This is a genomic window from Paenibacillus sp. sptzw28, assembly GCF_019550795.1.
In the GTDB taxonomy this organism is placed as follows: Bacteria; Bacillota; Bacilli; order Paenibacillales; family Paenibacillaceae; genus Paenibacillus_Z.
Window position 1 is genome coordinate 1,530,269 of the sequence record NZ_CP080545.1, and the last position, 18,701, is coordinate 1,548,969.

Genomic DNA, 18,701 nt, shown 5'->3' on the forward strand with positions numbered 1-18,701 from the left:
ATGTCTTATGTCATTGGGATCGACCTTGGAACAAGCGCGGTGAAGGCGCTGCTCCTCGACAGGAGCGGCGCGGTTCTCGCGGAAGCGACGCGCAGCTACCCGCTCTTTCACGAGCATACGGGCTGGAGCGAGCAGCGTCCGGACGACTGGGTTGAAGGAACGCTGGAAGCGGTTCGCGAGCTCGTGCAGTCATCCGGAGCAGCCGCCGATGCGATCGAAGGCATCAGCTTCTCCGGCCAGATGCACGGTCTTGTACTGCTCGACTCGGCAGGAAACCCGGTGCGCAGCGCGATCCTATGGAACGATACGCGTACAACGGCGGAATGCCGCGAGATCGAGCAGACGCTCGGCGCAGGACTTCTGAGCATCACCCGCAATCCGGCGCTCGAAGGCTTCACGCTTCCGAAGATTCTATGGGTACGCAAGAATGAACCGGAGCTCTTCGCGCAAGCGGAGCTGTTCCTGCTGCCGAAGGATTATGTGCGCTACCGGCTGACCGGCGCGCTGCATATGGATTATTCCGACGCTGCAGGCACGCTGCTGCTGGACGTTGCGGCCAAATCGTGGAGCGGCAACGTTCTTGCCTCCTTCGGACTGCCTGAATCATTCTGTCCGCCGCTTATCGAATCGCACGGCCAAGTAGGCACACTGCTGCCGGAGCAAGCGATACGAACAGGCCTGTCGCCGTCGACAAAAGTATTCGCAGGCGGTGCGGACAATGCGTGCGGCGCGATCGGCGCCGGAATACTGAAGGACGGCCTGACGATGTGCAGCATCGGCACGTCGGGCGTTATTCTCTCCTATGAGCAGGGAAGCGGCAGCGACTATGCGGGGAAGGTGCACTTCTTCAACCACGGCAAGGAGGACGCCTTCTATGCTATGGGCGTCACTTTGGCGGCCGGCTACAGTCTCAGCTGGTTCAAGAACACGTTTGCCAAGGGCGAGTCGTTCGATGATCTGCTTGCCGGCGTTGGGGATGTTCGTCCAGGCGCGAACGGCCTGCTGTTCACGCCGTATATCGTTGGCGAACGGACGCCGCATGCCGACGCGGTCATCCGCGGGAGCTTTATCGGCATTGACGGCTCGCACGAACGGGTTCATTTTGCCCGGGCGGTAATGGAAGGCATCACGTTCTCGCTCAATGAATCCGTCGATCTGTTCCGCCAAGCCGGCAAGACGGTCGATACGATCGTTTCCATCGGCGGCGGCGCTCAAAATCCGGTCTGGCTGCAAATGCAGGCCGATATATTTGGTGCCGACGTCGTTGCGCTCGAGAACGAGCAGGGACCCGGGCTTGGCGCCGCCATGCTTGCAGCTCACGGCTGCGGCTGGTTTGACAGTCTGGATGAATGCGCGGACAGTTTCGTGAAGCGCGCTTCCGTCTATAAGCCGCAGCCTGCGGCAGTGGATGCTTATGCAGGGCTGTTCCGGGTCTATCAGGATGTTTATGGACAAACAAAGGGACTGAACGAGGCGCTTAAGTCTTTCAGAGGTTAATATCTACCGGTTTCGCATGAAATCCAGAGTACTGGCTATTATCAGCCGCTTCTTTCGCTTAAGTCGAAGGGGGCGGCTTTGTTACTTCAAAAGCAACTTATTCTCATTTTCCTTCGTATACATGATGTGATTATATGGACAGGTTCAGCATCCAAGTGGAGGGATCGAGATGAACGTCTTAAGCGTAGACATCCGGAATGCAGGGTATGAAGAAAGCAAGCCCGTCATCCGCGATGTCTCTTTTTCGGTAAAAGCAGGCGAGCTTGTCGGATTGATAGGTCCAAACGGCGCGGGCAAAAGCACGACGATAAAGTCTCTGCTTGGACTTCTCCGCCATGTCGACGGGACGATTGTATTCGAAGGCGAATACAAACGATATGCCTATGTCCCCGAGCAGCCGGTGCTTTATGAATATATGACACTCTGGGAGCACCTTCAGCTTGCGGCGGCGGCGTACGGCCTCGATGAGCAGACCTTTCTCCGCCGGGCGGAGCTGATGCTCGACCGGTTCCGTCTTACCGAGGAGCGTCATCGCCTCCCGACCGGCTTCTCCAAGGGCATGCAGCAAAAGATGATGCTGATTATCGGGTTCCTCCTTCAGCCGGACATATATGTCGTCGATGAACCGTTCGTCGGCCTTGACCCGAGAGCGACGCGCGACTTCCTCGAGCTGCTTGAAGCGGAACGCCGCCGCGGCGCAGGTGTGCTTATGTGTACGCATGTGCTCGATACTGCAGAGAGGATATGCGACAGGTTCATTCTGATCAACGGCGGATCGGTTGTCGCCCAAGGAACGATGGAGGAAGTCAGAGCTCAGGCTGGATGTGAAACGGATGCGCTGTTAACCGATTGCTTCTATGCGCTCACTTAAGGGAGGATAACTTGTGGTATCGACACATTTGACTCATCTGGGTTCGAAGGCTGATGCCGCCGGCCGCTGGACGGCAGGAGGACTGTTCCGCCGCAGGGTGGCGCGATTTTGGAGAGAGCAATGGGGCGTATGGCGAACCGCGCTCGACTGGACAGTGTGGCTGTATATTCTGATCCCGGCACTCTGGATCGGCGGCGGCCTGTATGCGGGTCTATGGAACAGTCCGCCATCATGGCTAACCGAGCTGCCGTTATGGGCGGGAGAGCGAATATCGCTGATTGTTGTATTAATCGGCAGGCTGCGTACATTTGCGGAAGATGCCGACGTGCTTTTTCTGCTGCAAAAGAAAGAATGGGTCCGCAGCCTTACGCTGCGCGGATTGGGCTATACGTCGGTCATACTGGCCTTCATGGCATCGATCGTTTATGCACTGCTGCTTCCGTTTCTGGTCGCCATTCACCATCTGTCTGCCGGATCGATTATAGCGTTGTGGGGCTATACAGTCGAGTGGGCGATTATTGGAGCGATTTGGCGAAATCTCATTGACGGCCGCTACCGCGGCTGGCGTAAAATCGTTTGGAAGACCGCCGCTGCCGCGCTGCTTACGGTTACCTATGTTGTTCCCGGTGTAGTAACCGGGACGGGATGGGACCAGCTGCTGCTGCCGATTGTCGTCGGAGCTGCGGCAATTGCAATTCTTACGCGTATGAAGCTGCGGGCGCGCGACACGTTCGATTCCGACGTTCAGCTGGAGCACCGGGCTCGCCTCGCAAGCACGGAGCTTCTACTGACAGGTGTCATCGCGCGTAAACCGCGGGTGAAGCTTAATCGCCCGATGCTGCTGCGCGAATCTAACCGGTTATTCAAGTCGTTTGACGATAAGACGATATTGGCTGAGACTGTCCTGAAGACTTTCGTACGGCGGCTGTCGCTGCTGCGTGTCTGGCTGAGCTTTACCGGTGCTTCCATCATGGCGGTTTCATTGTCTCCGGCAGGACTTAAGCTGACGATTGTTTTCGTGTTTCCGATTTTGCTCGCTATCTGGGTGCAGTCCCACTTTCGCAATGTTGCCGGAGAAGCGTTCGTCAAGCAGTTCACCTGGTCCGATCAAGCCTTGAAGGAAGCTTCAGAAAGGGCGCGCTATTGGCTTGTTGTCCCTGCCGTGGTTCTGCTGAGTGTTACTTCAGGGCTGCAGATTTATGGAATACCGGGAATAGTGATTGCAGCCCCGGCCCTGGCGATATGGTTTGTAGTAAATAAGTTTCTTTCCGATATCATGATGCTGAGCTTGCGCAAAGAAAGACGTTGACCAAGGGGGCGCATTATCTCTGCATGTGAAGGGCATTCTATAAGGTGATTGCTATATTTTACCCGGAAAAGGAATGTGTCCCTATGCAAAACGATACCGCTCTGCTCTTCCAATTCCCTGATGAGGCCGCCGCTGCGCTTGCCTCGGATACGATGCAGGAGCTCGGTTACGACCCGGTGATTCGGCAAAATCGAGAGGTGCATATTCACCTCCACGGGAGCGACTTGACATCCGCGCTGGAAATCGCCCAGGCGCTCGGGGGACAGCTAGCCGTAAATTCGCCTATAGGTGATAATGCAGCGTTTAATATCGTCTATGATATGGATGCGATTCGAATTCCCGCCCACGTGGTCAACGAAGACTGGGTCGCACGTGAAGAACGTCCGGACCAGCCGTTTGATGGCGCCCCCTTAACCGATGGTGCGTCTTATAACGACCCTCATCAACTAACGAGCAGGGACGAGGGCGCGCGGGACGAGACGGCATTCATTCCGGACGCCGGCGATTACAATCATTTCTCAGGCGATGTCCATACTTGAATCAAGAATGAATAAGACAACGTCCGCTATTCATACCGCAACTTTCGTTTGGCATAAGACGTCAAATGAGAAAGACGTTATAGAAAGCGGGAGTGGATGAAATGAAGATCAGGATGGTTTGTGATCGTTCACAACTAAGGCTGACAGCCGCTTTGGCACTGTCAGCCTTAGTTGTGTTTGCAGCCGGGTGTGAGTCGGAAGCGGATAAGAAAGAAAAACTTGTCTTGGAAGCGTCTCAAGTTATGGATAAACTGCCGGAGGAAACGGCGGAAAAGTCACAGGCTGTTGCACCACAAATGGAACCTGCATCAGAGGCAGAACCCAATTTGTACGCAGCGGCGGGAAGCCCGGTTCAACCGGATGAACAGACGAAAACGGAGATTATCTATGACGCGGCGGAATGGACATACGACCAGTTACGAGCAATCGTCGCCAAGGAATTTGATCATTTCGTTTATATATCAGGTAAGGAGTCGGTTGCGGAGTTCGCGGTTATTAATGACGAGGAGGTGCTTGTGAAATATGAACAAGAAGAAATGGAAGCGGTAACTGCCACAATTCGGCGGTATAACCTTAAGAAAGGAACCTCAGTCGTTTTATGGACCGGAAAAGGACGCACGGCGATGAAATACAACGTGCGAACGAGGCTAATTGAGCTTACGGATCGGCCGGTTCAAACGGAGCATATCATTAATTATACTTTGTCCCCAGAAACAGGGAAGCTGGACCGGAATCCGGAACTCGAGCTTGCTGCGGGCAGCCGCTGGACGCTTTACAGAGTAAACGGTGAACCGGGCATTTGGGCAAAATCAAATGACGGTAAAACGAAGCTTCATCTTACCGATAAGCCCGAAGATCACTCGCCGCTGTGGATCCCGGGTACTGAATCGTTTATTTATCTCCATCAAACGGGCCGCAGTCTTGGTGACGGACTTGGCTCCGAATTCGCTCTAGCCCGCTATGACCTCTCTAAACGCTCGATGACCCTGCTGCCTTTTGACCACGGCTATATCAGAATCATCGGTTGGACCGATCATGGCCGTAAGCTGCTAATTGACCGTACCTTGAATGAAGGGTCCGACCGCAATTACACAAACCCGGCGCTAATTGATTTGACTCATAACAAAGAGAGACAGCTTCTTCCCGACGGTATGGGGGCGTATGACTTGAGCTACAATGGAGCACTCGGTGAATTTTTAGTATCCATTCCAAAATATACAGCCGTATACGGATCTGATGGACATATTCGCTCGCTGTTTCCGGATGATCGGGAACGGAGTGACTTGGCCACAGCTTTCCGCTCTTTCTCGCCGGACGGCCGACGGTTAGCTTATGTTTCAGGAACGGTTGCTTACTCGGACCGTGATGCTACGCCTGGCAGCCGTATTATTTTGTCAGATTCAGACGGCAGTGACCAGCGTTATGCAACGAGGGAATTTATGCGAGTTGAGCAGTTGACGTGGTCGCCTACCGGCCAAAGCCTGACCGCTCTCGTTCATGATGATAAAGGCGGCACGTTCATAGTCACGAAGAAAATACCGAAATAAAGATACCTTTTCTCGTATACCATAAACACGCGATTCACGTTATGATCTGCGGTGTGTTAATATAAGTGAAATTAATACCGCAATTCAAATAATTGTTGTAAGGTGCGACGACATGGACTGGAACGAGTTTTTGGACCCTATTATACTATCTGTAAAAGTTTCTATCGCCTCCAGTGTCTTCGTTTTCATCCTGTCCATATGGACGGCGCGCTGGATGGCAAAAGCGCGGTTTACCGGAAAGAACGTTGTAGAAACGGTATTGCTGCTGCCGCTTGTGCTGCCGCCTACGGTAGTCGGCTTTCTTTTGCTTGTCGTACTCGGAAGACGCAGCTGGATCGGCGAAGCATTCGAATGGTTGTTTTACGGACCGATTGTATTTACATGGGGGGCCGCAGTTGTTGCGGCTGTTATTGTCGCTTTTCCGCTCGCTTACCGGACAATGCGAGCGGGCTTCGAATCGGTGGACAAGGAACTCGAGGATTCGGCAAGATCGTATGGCGCTTCCGAATGGCAGGTGTTCCGCTATATTACAGCTCCACTAACAGTCAGAACCCTGACTGCCGGGTTTATTCTGGGGTTTGCCCGCGGACTTGGTGAATTCGGCGCCACTTTAATGATTGCCGGCAATATTCCGGGCAGGACACAAACTATTCCGACTGCTATTTATGTTGCGGTGGACGGCGGCAATATGGAGCTTGCCTGGGCATGGGCGGCGGTCATGGTGCTGCTCTCGTTCGTTATGCTGCTCTGGGCCAACAGGTTTATAAGAGATTAGATGTGTTACCGCGCTTTATCATGAAGCATTTCCGCGGCGCTCTTGCCCGCAGTATATCCCGTAGTGAAGGCCGCCGTTATATTGTAGCCACCTGTATAGCCGTGGATATCCAGGATTTCACCGCAGAAGAACAGTCCTCGCGTAATCTTCGACTGCATCGTGCCAGGCTGGACTTCTTTTAAATTCACTCCTCCTCCCGTAACAAAAGCTTCTTCTATGGACAACGTACCGGAGATATTGACGGGGAAGCCCTTCAGCAGCGCAGCCATATCCGACCATGGCTGTTTGGGAATATTGTCAAAGGTGGTTTCCCCGCTTAGCCCCGATTTCTTTAATATGATTGGAATCATTCGTTCAGGGAGCAGTGCTTTCAAGACATTTTTAACAGCCCGCTTCGGTTCGTTCTTAGCGAGATTGAGGGATTCGGTAGCGAGCTCGTCTGCCGGCTTTTGCGGAAATAAATCAATTGTAGCCTTGACTGAATTGACCTCAAACTGTTTGAGGATCTTGACCACGAACTGGCTGCAGCGAAGCGCAATCGGTCCTGATAGACCGAAGTGCGTAAATATAAGATCCCCATCATGTTCGATCACTTTCTTCCCTTTCGGATTCCATACCGACAGACTGACGTCCCGCAGCGACAGCCCCTGCAGCTCTTTGCTCTGAATGAACGCGTCCCGGGATACGAGAGGGACCTCCGTCGGATAGAGCTCGGTTATGGTATGGCCGGCCTGCACAGCCCATGGGTAACCGTCCCCGGTGGACCCGGTATGGGGCACCGACTTGCCCCCGGTGGCAATGATGACAGCGGTGCTTGAAATCCGTTCGCCCGAACGAAGCCGCACGCCTTGTACCTCGCCCTCGCCGAGCAGCAGCCCCGCAACCGGCTTGTTTACCAGCATTTCCACACCGGCCGATTTGGCTTTCCGTATTAGCGCATCTACTACCGTTTTCGCCTTATCAGACACCGGGAACATCCGTCCCCTGTCTTCTTCCTTCAGCCTAATTCCGATATTTTCGAAGAAAGCTATAATATCGCGGTTGTTGAAATTCGCAAGCGCGCTATGCAGAAACCGGCCATTGCCGGGAATGTTCCTTATAAGCTCGTCGATCTCTTTGGCATTCGTTACATTGCATCTGCCGCCTCCGGAGATGCCGAGCTTTCGCCCCAGCTTGTCCCCTTTATCGATCAGCAGCGTGCGCGCTCCGTATTGTGCGGCTGCGATCGAGGCCATCAGCCCGGAAGGGCCTCCGCCAATGATAATAACATCGTAATTCATGTAATCTCCTCTTTAAATGTTCAGTGTTTCTTTCGTTATTCATCATACTATCCAGTTCAAGGGCCGTCTACTCCGGGCGATCACTCACTCTGCCCGGGGGTTCGGATAAACCGCGCCGCGCCTTCAGAGTTCTTGTTTTTTTACCAGATTTTGTCGAATTAGATGATTGTAAATTTTAAACACATATGATTTAATCGGATTGAACAGCTGTAAAAGTGAAGATAACACAAGGAAAAGGGGGGAAATTAGATACTTGTGGAAGCAAATGTTATTACAGGTTATTGTCGCCTTACTGCCGTTATTTGTCTTTCAAATCTGGTATGACCGGTCGAAGAGCAGGAAAGGTATTGCATTTTATATTGCCATTATATGCGGTTTTTCCATGCTGCTGGGGATCGCGGCTTCATCTGATATAAATGGATACGATCTGGATTTTCGTTTCGCTCCGTTTATTGTCGGGTCCTTGTACGGGGGCGTGCCGACAGCTGCCTTGCTTACAATTGTATATATCGTTTCCCGGCTTGCAACAATTCATGGGATGTGGGAATGGCTGGAGCTTGCAGGCGTTTTGTTCTTTTTCGTTCCGGTGCTGTTAAGCTCGATCAAACCGTTTCAGGAGTCCTTACGCAAACGAAAGTATCGCATTGTGCTGGGGTTAACCTTGACTATGCTGATCCCAGTGAGCGGCTCACTCATGGGATACCTGGTTTCCAGTGGAGCGGGTATCTCCCCCGCGAATGTCTACTATGCCGCCGCCCACCTAAGTGCTTATATGGTTACAATCATGGTTTTAATTAAACTGACCGAAGATTATATTGAAAAACTGAGGCTGGCTTACAGGCTTCATAAAGTGTCCAATAATTACCGGATAGAAGTGGAGAAGCTTCAGCAATTTATTGAAGAGACGCCACTCGGCGTTATTTTCGTCAATCAGTCCGGCATCATTACTCAAATTAACGAAATGGCCATACATATTCTTAGGCATAAGCTGTCCGGTAAAGACCGTGTGAGATTAATCGGGGAGCCGTTTACCGGTTTGTACGACAATGTCGAGACGGATACGCTGGGCAGGCTGCTTTACCGGGCGCTGGGCGGGCATCAAACATCAAGCGAACTCGTTCAGGAACAAGGGAAAATTTATATGGAGACAGGGATTTGCGTTCGAGACATGCAAAATAACGACATTATCGGAGCCGCGATAATCGCCCATGACATTACCGAGCTTAACCGGCTGCGCGATGAGATCGGACGGATGGAGCGGCTTAGCCTCGTCGGGCAAATGGCAGCCAGCATTACTCACGAAATCCGCAATCCGATGGCTGTCATACGCGGATTCGTGCAGCTCATGCGTGAGCGGAGTCCCGAGCATCATCAACAATATTTCCAGATTGTAATGGAAGAGCTGGACCGCGCCAACAGCATTATTGACGATTTTCTGTCGCTGGCGCAAGACCGCATACTCGAGAAGGAAAGCTGCTCTCTTCAAAGCCTTATCAACGACCTGTTCCCACTTCTAGTGGCGGATGCCAACATGCGAGGCTTGACGATCGAGCTTAACCTCGACGACAGGCTGCCGCCGCTCATGCTTAATGAGAAAGAAATGAAGCAGCTTATCTTGAATCTGGCGCGAAACGGAATGGAGGCTATGGACCAGAACGGTGTACTTCAAATAGCCACCTCCTTTAACCATGGTGTGGCGGAGCTTCGAGTCAAGGATAACGGCTGCGGTATCCCGAAGGAAAAGCTGGAACGATTGTTCGAGCCTTTCTATACGACCAAATCCCGCGGAACAGGTCTTGGTCTCCCGCTCTGCCTGAGCATTGTGGAGCGGCATGGCGGTCAAATCCGTGTTGAATCCGCGGAGGGCCAGGGAACTACCTTTATCGTCAGCTTTGAGCCCGGGCCAAGCGTAAGCGGAGTTGCAGCGGCGCTGGAAGAGTAGGTATACCTGAGCAATTACGGGATAGATAACCTCCTTAGCGCGCATACTAGCGCTTAGAAGGAGGTGCGGGCATTGGTAAACACTCAGAACGGAAAAGCCGAAGAGCAGCAAGAGGCTGCTGCTATACCGTACGCTGAAGAAAAACGGGATTCGCAATACGACAAAGCGCCTGAATCGGAAGGCTATCACAAGAAATTGGATGGCCCCAACCGTCCTTCAGTCTAGAAGCACAAATCAATGCGAAGATTAGTTTCTCCGGAGGTGCCGTAGAAATGGATTCGAATTTTAACAGCCCGGAAGACAAAGCGGGAGCGGATGATCCGGACCTTGATCCGTATGAAATCAATTTTCTTCCGCGTTTCCGCAGCGGCAGAGGCCCAAGGGGGCCGTTTGTGAACAGCAGCGGCGTATTGATCGGGGACCATATTTACGAGTCTCCGGATTCGCCCCTCAGCAATTGGACCGAAGAGACCGACCCCGCCGTGATGGCCGGCAGCGAATGGGTTCACCCCTATAAGGACATCGGATTTCTGACGAGCGAGAACCTTGATTATTTCGAGAAAGGCATAGCGCCGCAGGGCGGCATTTTTATGCATCAGGACAAGGATGTGGCATACCGCGCAGGTGAAGACGCTCATGGCGAAGAGAGTCGGTAGCCCGGTATTTATAAGCGGCAGGAGGATATGCCTCCTGCTGCTTTTTCTTTTGCTTTCAATTTCCTGCGGCGTTATAATGGTAAGAAACGACGTTACAAGGAGTGATTGAACATGTCAATGTCTTTTGAACGATACATGCTCGATATGGTGCAGCCGATGCGCGACGAACTGACTAGGCTTGGAATCGAGGAGCTGCGTACGCCTGAAGACGTGGAAGCCAAGCTGTCGAATACAAAAGGAACGGCGCTTGTCGTCGTTAACTCCGTGTGCGGATGTGCGGCCGGTCAATGCCGTCCTGGTGTGGCGCACGCGCTGCAGAATGATTTGACACCTGATCATCTATATACTGTTTTTGCCGGTCAAGATAAAGAAGCTACAGCCAAGGCCCGTGAATATTTTGCCCCTTACCCGCCTTCTTCGCCGTCGATTGCGCTGATGAAAGACGGAGAACTCGTTCATTTTATCGAACGTCATCAAATTGAAAACCGTTCGGCAGCAGATATCTCGGCAGACTTGATCTCCGCCTTCGAACGGTTTTGCCGATAAGAGGTGATCGGATGAGCTTGCAGCAGGAAATTATCGAGCGGCTTGGGGTAAAGCCGGAGATTGACCCGAACGAGGAAATTCGCAGACGGGTCGATTTTCTTAAGGAATATGTGCTGAAGTCCGGTACCACCGGCCTGCTTATCGCCATCAGCGGAGGAATCGACAGCGCAGTCGCTACCGGCCTGTGCAAGAAAGCGACGGATGAGCTATCAGCCGAGACCGGCAAGGAATACATGACGCTCGGTGTGTTTCTGCCTTACGGCGAACAGGCTGACATCGCTCACAGTTACGAAGTGGCTGAAGCATTCAACCTGAAGCATCGTATGGAGCTGGATATTAAGGAAGCCGTGGATGAGATCGCGCTGGAGGTCGAGTACGGCTTGAAAATGATCGGGATGTCGCGTCATATCAGCCGCGGCAGCAAGGGCAACGTCAAAGCCCGCACCCGGATGGTCATGCAGTACGCGCTCTCCTTTGACCTTAATTTACTTGTTGTGGGAACTGATCATGCGTCCGAAGCGGTCACCGGCTTCTATACGAAGTGGGGGGACGGAGCGGTGGACATTACGCCGCTCACCTCGCTTAACAAGCGGCAGGTACGGCAGCTTGCGGCGGTGCTCGGGGTGCCGCAGAGCGTGCGCGACAAGGCGCCTACGGCCGGCCTCTGGGAAGGCCAAACCGACGAAAGCGAGCTTGGCATAACGTACGACGACAACAGCGCTTACCTTGAAGGGAAGACTGTAAGCGACGAGGCCCGCGAGAAGCTGGAGCGGCAGTATTTGAAGACGGTGCACAAGCGCGAACCGATTCCCGGCATTTAACCGGGTTAGAATTAAGCAATCGAAACGCCCTACGCCCTATCGCAAAAGGTGCAGGGCGTTTTTCCCGTGATTGGGAGAGAATATAAAACTAAAACTTATATGGAGATGGGAGAGGAAATGCAGACTGTAAGCAAATTTTTCGGAAAATGGATGCGATTGGTATTGTTCTTGGCTGTCCTCTGCATGTCCTTGAGCGCGTGCGGGGGCAATCGGGAATCCGCTGGGACGGAGATCGTCATATCGGCGGCCGCTAGCTTAAAGGATGCGCTCACAGCAATTGAAACCAAATTCCAGCAGAGCCATCCCGGAACTCACCTCGTATTCAATTTCGGATCCTCGGGCACCCTTCAGAAGCAAATCGAGGAGGGTGCGCCTGTCGACCTGTTCATCTCTGCCGGCCAGAAGCAGATCGACGAGCTGAACAAGCAGAAGCTGATCGAGGGAAGCGGCATTATTTTGAGGAACCAGCTTGTCTTGATAGTACCTAAGTCGGCGGCTGGGCCGCTCGGGGATATAAAGACGCTAAGCGGACAGGCCTTCAAGAAAATCGCTGTCGGGGAGCCTGCTACAGTCCCTGCCGGAGCCTATACGCAGCAGTCATTGGAATCCTACGGCATGTGGGAATCGCTGAAGAGCAAGCTCGTGTATGCAAAGGATGTCCGCCAGGTTCTGACCTATGTGGAAACGGGCAATGCCGACGCCGGTTTCGTATACAGGACCGATGCGCTGACCTCCGATAAAGTCGCAATCGCAATGCCGATTCCTCCGGATAAGCATAAACCGATTGTTTACGTCGCATCTGTTGTCAAGCAGTCCAAGCATGCGGATGCGGCCGGAGAGGTGCTGAACTACCTGAAGAGCGAGGAAGCGCGGGCGGTGTTTGCCGGCTTCGGCTTTACGCAATAGTACGGCGATTTTATTAGCAATTAAGGCAGGTGTAGCCATGATTATCGGCATCGGGCACGATATAACATCGCTTGCGCGGGTAGGTACGCTGCTGGAAGGCAGAACCGGTTCCCGGTTCATGGAGCGAATATTGGCGGAGGGCGAGCTGGCGATTGCTTCCGATATCAGCGGGATACGTCTGGTTGAGTTTGTTGCCGGCCGGTTCGCCGCTAAGGAAGCGGTGTCCAAGGCGTTCGGCTGCGGCATAGGAGACAAGCTCTCTTTTCACGATATCAATGTCTGCAGGGGGGCGCTTGGCAAACCGGAGTGTCGGTTGTCCGGCGGAGCCTGGGAGAGACTCGGACTTGATGCGGAATATACCGCCATCCATGTTACCATCACGCACGATCAGTCGCTTGCATCCGCGTTCGTCATTGTGGAGAAGCTGTAAGACTGCTGCTTGCGGCTTATATTGCAGTCACCTTTTGCCCATACTTGGAATAAAACAATCCAAGGAGAAGGGAAAGGCGATGATGACAACGATGGTTTACAGTTCCGGGCAAAAAACAAGGCGATTCGCGAGCGGCCAGTTCGTGCCGTTTGACGGCATGTATTCTGATGTGTGGGGCGGACTCCTTCCGCTGCTTCAGGGAGAGCTTTTCCCGTCGCACCGGGAAATGGGCGATTCCAAGTGGAGCTATACCGGGCCGCTCTCATCCGGCCTGCCGGATTCTCACCCGCTCAGAAGCATGAAACGGCCATAAGCTGATTTAATAACTACCTATATCTAAAGCTTGAAGATAGATTCCACGTTTCCGGAGCCCGCGCCGCTTTGCGCAGGTTCTTTTTTTTATTTATTTCTTATCGCCCAGCCAGTTCGTCAGCTGCTCGATTTGCATGGCCGTCAGTCTAGATTGAAAAGCGGGCATGCTGCCGCCGCCTTCTTCGATCTGCCGTTTGATTTGCTCCTTCGTCAGCCGTCCGCCGACATGCTGCAAATCCGTGGAAGGCCCCATCCGGCCCTGCAGCTCGGCGCCATGGCACGATATACAATTGGCTTTGAAGACCTCAACGACTTCTGCCGGGCCCTCAAGCGTTGACGACGACGATCCGCATGCCGCAAGCAGTATGAGTAACACGGTCGTAACAGGAATACATACAAGAAGTCGGATGGGTATGTTTGTTTGAAGTATCGATTTGTTCATGAAGTATTCGAAGCTCCTTCCTTGAGCAATTGTGAAATGGATATTTCAAGTATAAAGGGCCTGGGAACCGGATTGCAAACCTCTCTGCCGCCTATCCTTTTGACCTGATAGTACGTATAATAAGTAATAGTGTCAGATAACATCACGATGATTGGGAGCCCGCAATGAAACCTACATACAAGACGATCATCCGGAACTACTTTCACCGCTTTCAGGCTGATGTGACAATGACCGCTTATTCGCAAACCAAACCGGGCATGCACGAGGATCAGTCGCCTGATTTCTACCGTTTCTGGTTCATTCATGAAGGGGAAGGAATTCTTAAACTGAACGGTCAATGCTATGAACTGAAGCCGGGCCGGTTGTATTTGCTGCCGCCGGGAGCTATGCAATCGTTCTGTTCGGGACAGGAGCTTTCAATCGGCATCTATTGGTGCCATTTCTACGCGGATATCGGAGATATGCATTTGTTCGAGCTGCTTCAGCTTCCGGTGTTTGTTGAGCCTGATCACGGGCAGCAGGTAACCGATTTATTTGAAAATATGATTAAAGCCTTCCGGTCGTCAGCACTCACGAGGGAGCTGCGTCTAAGAGCGGGACTACTGGAAATTTTAGCATGTTATCTGGAATTTTGCGATATGCGGGAGCAGACTCTTCAGCAGTTTGAATCATTGGAAAACATCGACCGCGTACTGGAATATATCGATCTCCATCTGTCGGAGAATCTCGTGGTGGAAGATTTGGCGAAGCTGGCGTTTCTGCATCCGAATTATTTTATCGGCTTTTTCAAAAATGTCGTCGGCTGTTCTCCGATTCAGTATGTCAATATAAGGCGGATGGAGGAGGCGAAAAGGCTGCTGGAGGAAACGGCGGCCGCCGTGTCCGATGTTGCCCGGCAGGTCGGTATGCAGAATCATTACTTATCCCGGTTGTTCAAGCGGCATATCGGGCTGACGCCCAGCCGATACCGGCAAATTTACCGGGCGGCGCAATGCGGCGCGGAAGAAGGGGGAAGCGGGTTATGACAACGGAAGCCGCCGGTTATTTCAGCAGGGAGCTGCTGAGCTGGTATCTTGAGAATAAACGGACCCTGCCATGGAGAATGAACCGCGATCCTTATCGGATCTGGGTATCGGAAGTGATGCTTCAGCAGACGCGGGTTGATACGGTCATCCCTTATTATGAGCGGTTCATGGAGAAGTTTCCGACCGCGGCCGCCCTTGCGGAAGCGCCGGAGGCCGAGGTGCTCAAATGCTGGGAGGGGCTCGGCTATTATTCACGCGCCCGTAATTTGCAGGCGGGAGCGGGCGAGGTGGTCAGCCGTCACGGCGGGACCGTCCCGGATGATAAGGAAGCGGTCTCAGCTCTAAGAGGCATAGGGCCTTATACGGCCGGGGCTATCATGAGTATTGCCTTTAACCGGCCGGAACCGGCGGTGGACGGCAATGTGATGCGCGTACTCTCCCGGTACTTCTGCCTGGAGGACGATATTGCCAAGCCGTCTACCAGGGTTAAGATCGAGAAGCTTGCCGCATCGCTTATCCCCGAAGGGTCAGCCGGCGATTTCAACCAAGGCCTGATGGAGCTCGGCGCGCTTGTATGTACGCCGAAATCACCGGGCTGCCTTACATGCCCGGTGATGGCGCATTGCGAAGGGCGGATGGCAGGCAAGGAGCACACGCTGCCTGTCAAGACGAAGGCCAAGCCGCCGCGGCCGGAGACGCGGCTTGCAGCGCTCGTTGTCGGCACCGGCGAGCATGCCGGGAAGGTGCTTGTCCGCCAGCGGCAGGAAAGCGGCCTGCTCGCACGGATGTGGGAGCTGCCGCACGTGGAGGGGCCTCTGCCCGGCGGCGGCACGGCGGTGAAACCGCGAAGGCGTGGACGGGGAGCTGCTCCCGGCCCGTTCTTATCGGTCGGCGAGAGCCTGCCGGCGCCGCGGGGCGGCATACCGCTGCGCTCGCCGGACAGCGCTGCCACGGCAGAAGGCGACGGCACGCTGCTTCCAGTGCAGATCGGAGGAGGCGATGTCCCGCTGCAAGCTGCAGCCGGGCACCCGCTCCACCATGGCTCGCAGCAGCATATCGGCGGACCTCCGCTGCCGCTTCACGCGGTGCAGTCGGACATGCTGTGCAGGGGGCTCTACGAGCAGGACGGCCTTCTTGTCAGGCCGGCCGGTTGGTGGGGCGAAGCCGAGCACGTATTTAGTCATATTGTGTGGAATGTTCAAGTCTATCGGGCGGAATTCGGCTTCTGGTTGGCGGATGCTGCGGCTCTTGAGGAGCAAGAGCTCGCAGCGTCACCGGGTGCTTCATTGACTTACGGAAACCTGATGGCAGCGGAGGAGCGATCCTTGTATTCCATAACCGGAGAAGCTAACCGCCGTGACGGCCTTGGCGGACTGCCGCCGAATTATCGGTGGATAGGGCCGGAACAGATGCGTGAGCTCGCATTTCCGAATGTTTTTCTGCGTTTGCTGCGGGACTACTGGGATTCGGTAACTTTCGGATTGGGGGATGAGTAAAATGGCAGGCATGCTTGAGAGGCTTATGAAGGAGAAGATAGTCGCTATCTTTCGCAATATAGAAGACCGTCATGCGGACCAGGCTGCAGAGGCTCTTCTGGCCGGCGGCATCACGATGATGGAGATTACCATGAACACGGAAGGCGCTCTTGGAATGATCAACCGCTGGCGGGAGAAATATGGGGAGCAGGCGGCAATCGGCGCCGGAACGGTTCTTGATCTTCAAATGGCGAAGGAGGCGGTTGCAGCCGGAGCGCAGTATCTTATCTCGCCTAATCTGGACGAGACGGTTGTGGATTACGGCCTTAAGAACGGCGTTTCCGTATGGCCGGGCGTCATGACGCCGACTGAAATCGTACGCGCCTGGAAGGCGGGCGCCGATGCGGTGAAGGTGTTCCCGATGGGTACTCTCGGCTTGAAATATCTGGCGGAAATTAAAGCTCCTCTTGATAAGATACCGATGATGGCTACCGGCGGTGTCGACCTCGATAATATCGCCCATTACTTCCAAGCCGGCGCTTGCTCGGTAGGTATGGGCAGCAAGCTTGTGAATTTGGATTGGGTGCGCAGCGGCCGTTTCGACCTGCTCACAGATCGGGCGCGGCAGTTCGCGGAAGCGGTAAAATCGCTGTAGGCGGTGACTTCATCATGATTATAGGATTGACGATAGGTGCGGCGGTTGTCGCGCCTCTTTTATTACTTATCTGGTCTATTGGCGCGCGGGCGCAGCAGCCTAGAAAGCTTGCGAATGTAGTTGAACCTGACGGCCCCTTCACATCCATTGTCTTCGGCAGTAAGGGGTCAATAATACAGGGCTGGCTGATATTCCCGGCTTCGGACATTGTGCGGCCGCCTCTGGTTGTGATTGCACACGGATGGGGATCGAACCGGTCGCGTGTCCTTAGATATTCGCAGCCGCTGCTTGAAGCCGGCTTTGCTGTTCTGCTCTACGATGCCCGCAGCCATGGAGACAGCGGTACGATAAAAGCGCCTTCTGCGCTCATGTTTCGCGATGATATTGAAGCCGCGGTTACGGCAGCCCGTTCTCTGCCGGGCATCGACCCGGAACGTATCGCCGTACTTGGCCACTCACTCGGAGGTTTCGGTACGCTCCTGGCGCTTGCCCGGGGACTCCCGGTCAAAGCGGTTATCACCGATTCGATGCCGGCTAAATTCGAGACGATGCTGAAGGCGGAGCTTAAGCGCAAGAAGCTGCCTTTCTTTCCTCTTGGTTATCTCATTCCGCCAATATGGCTGCTTCGCTCAGGAATAACGCCTAGCGAATACAGAGCAGCCCAAATTCCGTTTGCCCTTGAGGCGAATGAAGCCGGAGCGCGCGTGCCGGTCTTGATGATTCACGCGAATGAAGACAGCTTCATACCTGCCGATGATTTACGGGCTCTCGCCAGGGAGCGTCACATCGATACGCTGTTTGTTAATGGAAACGGCCACAGCATGTCCGAGCAGGATCCAGCTTTCTGGAGGCGCGTCATTCCTTTCCTGAATGAACATCTGCTATAGAAAACAAAGAGGCCTGCGGCATATCCGCAGGCAACAAGAGAGAATATATAATAAAGGGGGGTCATGTTTTCATTATAAAAAGGTTTTATGAAAGGAACATGAAGGAAATATTACAGTTTCATTACAAAAGCTGATTCTTAAAGATCTTTAATGTAGTTTGGTGAGGGAAAATAAAGTTCTTTAATTGAAAATAAAGTTCTTTAACGGATGCATAAAAGTAAAAGGACGGAGATGATGTTCATCGACGAAGGGTTCGGCTCGCTCGACGAAGATTCCCTCACAAAGCAATTGCTGCTGCTTTAATCGATCTGCAAAGCGCTGGCCGGATGATCGGTGTGATTTCACAAGTCAACGAACTGAAACAAGCGTTCCCTGCCGTCCTGGAAGTGACCAAAACGAAGGAAGGCTACAGCCGGATAAGGATTGTAGTAAAGTAGAATATAATCGCGATCAATTTAGAACACTGTGTGCCTCAGTCGTTATTAATGAACCAATAAATTCAGTATAAGCCGGTATACGCTACCGGCTTAATTTTCGTTCCCTATTTCGTTCAATTGATACATTTCTAAGGAAGCAGGGGATGGTCCCAGCTTTTTTTGCATAATAATGTTCGATGAGAATAAAGTTTTAGACCGAAATAAAGTGTTACACTGAGAAATAAAGTGTTAGACTCACGCGGCGCCGCTAAACTAACTGGCAGTTATGCGTTACCAATCCCTTATAGCTTACGTATAAGATGTAAATGGAAATTGCATATTGAAACCGTTGAATAACTTATTTGCTGAC

At 53.2% G+C, this 18,701-nt stretch carries 20 protein-coding genes and 1 pseudogene; 19 read left to right on the forward strand and 2 right to left on the reverse strand.

The window, feature by feature from the left end; all coding sequences use genetic code 11:
- The 6 genes from xylB (at position 1) to modB (ending at position 6,538) form a co-directional block, all read left to right on the forward strand.
- Entirely contained in the window at positions 1-1,497 is a 1,497-nt protein-coding gene (xylB, locus tag KZ483_RS07015; protein ID WP_220351961.1) for a xylulokinase, read from the forward strand.
- A gap of 169 nt (positions 1,498-1,666) precedes the next feature.
- Complete coding sequence (locus tag KZ483_RS07020) at positions 1,667-2,368, forward strand: ABC transporter ATP-binding protein (RefSeq protein WP_220351962.1); 702 nt, start codon at positions 1,667-1,669, stop codon at positions 2,366-2,368.
- A gap of 13 nt (positions 2,369-2,381) precedes the next feature.
- Entirely contained in the window at positions 2,382-3,677 is a 1,296-nt protein-coding gene (locus KZ483_RS07025; RefSeq protein WP_220351963.1) for an ABC transporter permease, read from the forward strand.
- An 83-nt stretch (positions 3,678-3,760) separates the two neighbouring features.
- On the forward strand, positions 3,761-4,216 hold the full coding sequence (locus KZ483_RS07030) for a hypothetical protein (protein WP_220351964.1): 456 nt from the start codon (positions 3,761-3,763) through the stop codon (positions 4,214-4,216).
- Positions 4,217-4,317: 101 nt separating this feature from the next.
- Positions 4,318-5,763 carry a TolB-like translocation protein gene (locus KZ483_RS07035; RefSeq protein WP_220351965.1) on the forward strand — a complete coding sequence of 482 codons (1,446 nt, stop codon included), beginning with the start codon at positions 4,318-4,320 and terminating at the stop codon, positions 5,761-5,763.
- Between the two features lie 112 nt (positions 5,764-5,875).
- Positions 5,876-6,538, forward strand: a complete 663-nt coding sequence (modB, locus tag KZ483_RS07040) for a molybdate ABC transporter permease subunit (RefSeq protein ID WP_220351966.1) — start codon at positions 5,876-5,878, stop codon at positions 6,536-6,538.
- Between the two features lie 5 nt (positions 6,539-6,543).
- Here the strand turns inward: modB and KZ483_RS07045 are convergent, their stop codons facing one another.
- Positions 6,544-7,818, reverse strand: coding sequence for a BaiN/RdsA family NAD(P)/FAD-dependent oxidoreductase (locus KZ483_RS07045; protein ID WP_220351967.1), 1,275 nt, complete (start codon positions 7,816-7,818; stop codon positions 6,544-6,546).
- A 253-nt stretch (positions 7,819-8,071) separates the two neighbouring features.
- Between KZ483_RS07045 and KZ483_RS07050 the strand changes: the two genes are divergently transcribed.
- The 8 genes from KZ483_RS07050 (at position 8,072) to KZ483_RS07085 (ending at position 13,432) form a co-directional block, all read left to right on the forward strand.
- The gene (locus KZ483_RS07050) at positions 8,072-9,760 is read left to right on the forward strand and encodes a two-component system sensor histidine kinase NtrB (protein WP_220351968.1); all 1,689 of its coding nucleotides are present in this window, start codon (positions 8,072-8,074) and stop codon (positions 9,758-9,760) included.
- Between the two features lie 72 nt (positions 9,761-9,832).
- Positions 9,833-9,985, forward strand: a complete 153-nt coding sequence (locus tag KZ483_RS07055) for a hypothetical protein (RefSeq protein ID WP_220351969.1) — start codon at positions 9,833-9,835, stop codon at positions 9,983-9,985.
- 47 nt (positions 9,986-10,032) lie between these two features.
- Entirely contained in the window at positions 10,033-10,416 is a 384-nt protein-coding gene (locus tag KZ483_RS07060) for a DUF3905 domain-containing protein (protein WP_220351970.1), read from the forward strand.
- Between the two features lie 111 nt (positions 10,417-10,527).
- Positions 10,528-10,962: a BrxA/BrxB family bacilliredoxin gene (locus KZ483_RS07065; protein ID WP_220351971.1), complete on the forward strand. Its 435-nt coding sequence runs from the start codon at positions 10,528-10,530 to the stop codon at positions 10,960-10,962.
- A gap of 11 nt (positions 10,963-10,973) precedes the next feature.
- Entirely contained in the window at positions 10,974-11,783 is an 810-nt protein-coding gene (gene nadE / locus KZ483_RS07070; protein ID WP_220351972.1) for an ammonia-dependent NAD(+) synthetase, read from the forward strand.
- Between the two features lie 183 nt (positions 11,784-11,966).
- Positions 11,967-12,689, forward strand: a complete 723-nt coding sequence (modA, locus tag KZ483_RS07075) for a molybdate ABC transporter substrate-binding protein (protein WP_258881571.1) — start codon at positions 11,967-11,969, stop codon at positions 12,687-12,689.
- Positions 12,690-12,726: 37 nt separating this feature from the next.
- Positions 12,727-13,119, forward strand: a complete 393-nt coding sequence (gene acpS / locus KZ483_RS07080; RefSeq protein ID WP_220351974.1) for a holo-ACP synthase — start codon at positions 12,727-12,729, stop codon at positions 13,117-13,119.
- A gap of 79 nt (positions 13,120-13,198) precedes the next feature.
- A complete protein-coding gene (locus tag KZ483_RS07085) occupies positions 13,199-13,432 on the forward strand; it encodes a hypothetical protein (RefSeq protein ID WP_220351975.1) in 234 nt (77 codons plus the stop codon).
- Positions 13,433-13,522: 90 nt separating this feature from the next.
- On the opposite strand, the gene KZ483_RS07090 is transcribed toward KZ483_RS07085, so the two are convergent.
- Complete coding sequence (locus tag KZ483_RS07090) at positions 13,523-13,873, reverse strand: c-type cytochrome (protein WP_220351976.1); 351 nt, start codon at positions 13,871-13,873, stop codon at positions 13,523-13,525.
- Positions 13,874-14,037: 164 nt separating this feature from the next.
- Between KZ483_RS07090 and KZ483_RS07095 the strand changes: the two genes are divergently transcribed.
- The 5 genes and pseudogenes from KZ483_RS07095 to KZ483_RS07115 all read left to right on the forward strand — a co-directional run.
- Positions 14,038-14,898 (forward strand): helix-turn-helix domain-containing protein, encoded by an 861-nt coding sequence (locus KZ483_RS07095; RefSeq protein ID WP_220351977.1) that lies wholly within the window; start codon positions 14,038-14,040, stop codon positions 14,896-14,898.
- The gene (mutY, locus tag KZ483_RS07100) at positions 14,895-16,394 is read left to right on the forward strand and encodes an A/G-specific adenine glycosylase (RefSeq protein WP_220351978.1); all 1,500 of its coding nucleotides are present in this window, start codon (positions 14,895-14,897) and stop codon (positions 16,392-16,394) included. The genes KZ483_RS07095 and mutY overlap by 4 nt, the downstream gene beginning before the upstream one ends.
- Before the next feature lies 1 nt (position 16,395).
- A complete protein-coding gene (locus KZ483_RS07105; RefSeq protein WP_220351979.1) occupies positions 16,396-17,028 on the forward strand; it encodes a bifunctional 4-hydroxy-2-oxoglutarate aldolase/2-dehydro-3-deoxy-phosphogluconate aldolase in 633 nt (210 codons plus the stop codon).
- Positions 17,029-17,042: 14 nt separating this feature from the next.
- Entirely contained in the window at positions 17,043-17,915 is an 873-nt protein-coding gene (locus tag KZ483_RS07110; RefSeq protein WP_220351980.1) for an alpha/beta hydrolase, read from the forward strand.
- Positions 17,916-18,143: 228 nt separating this feature from the next.
- Positions 18,144-18,352: pseudogene (locus KZ483_RS07115) on the forward strand (hypothetical protein); the annotation flags it as partial.
- Between the last annotated feature and the right edge of the window lie 349 nt (positions 18,353-18,701).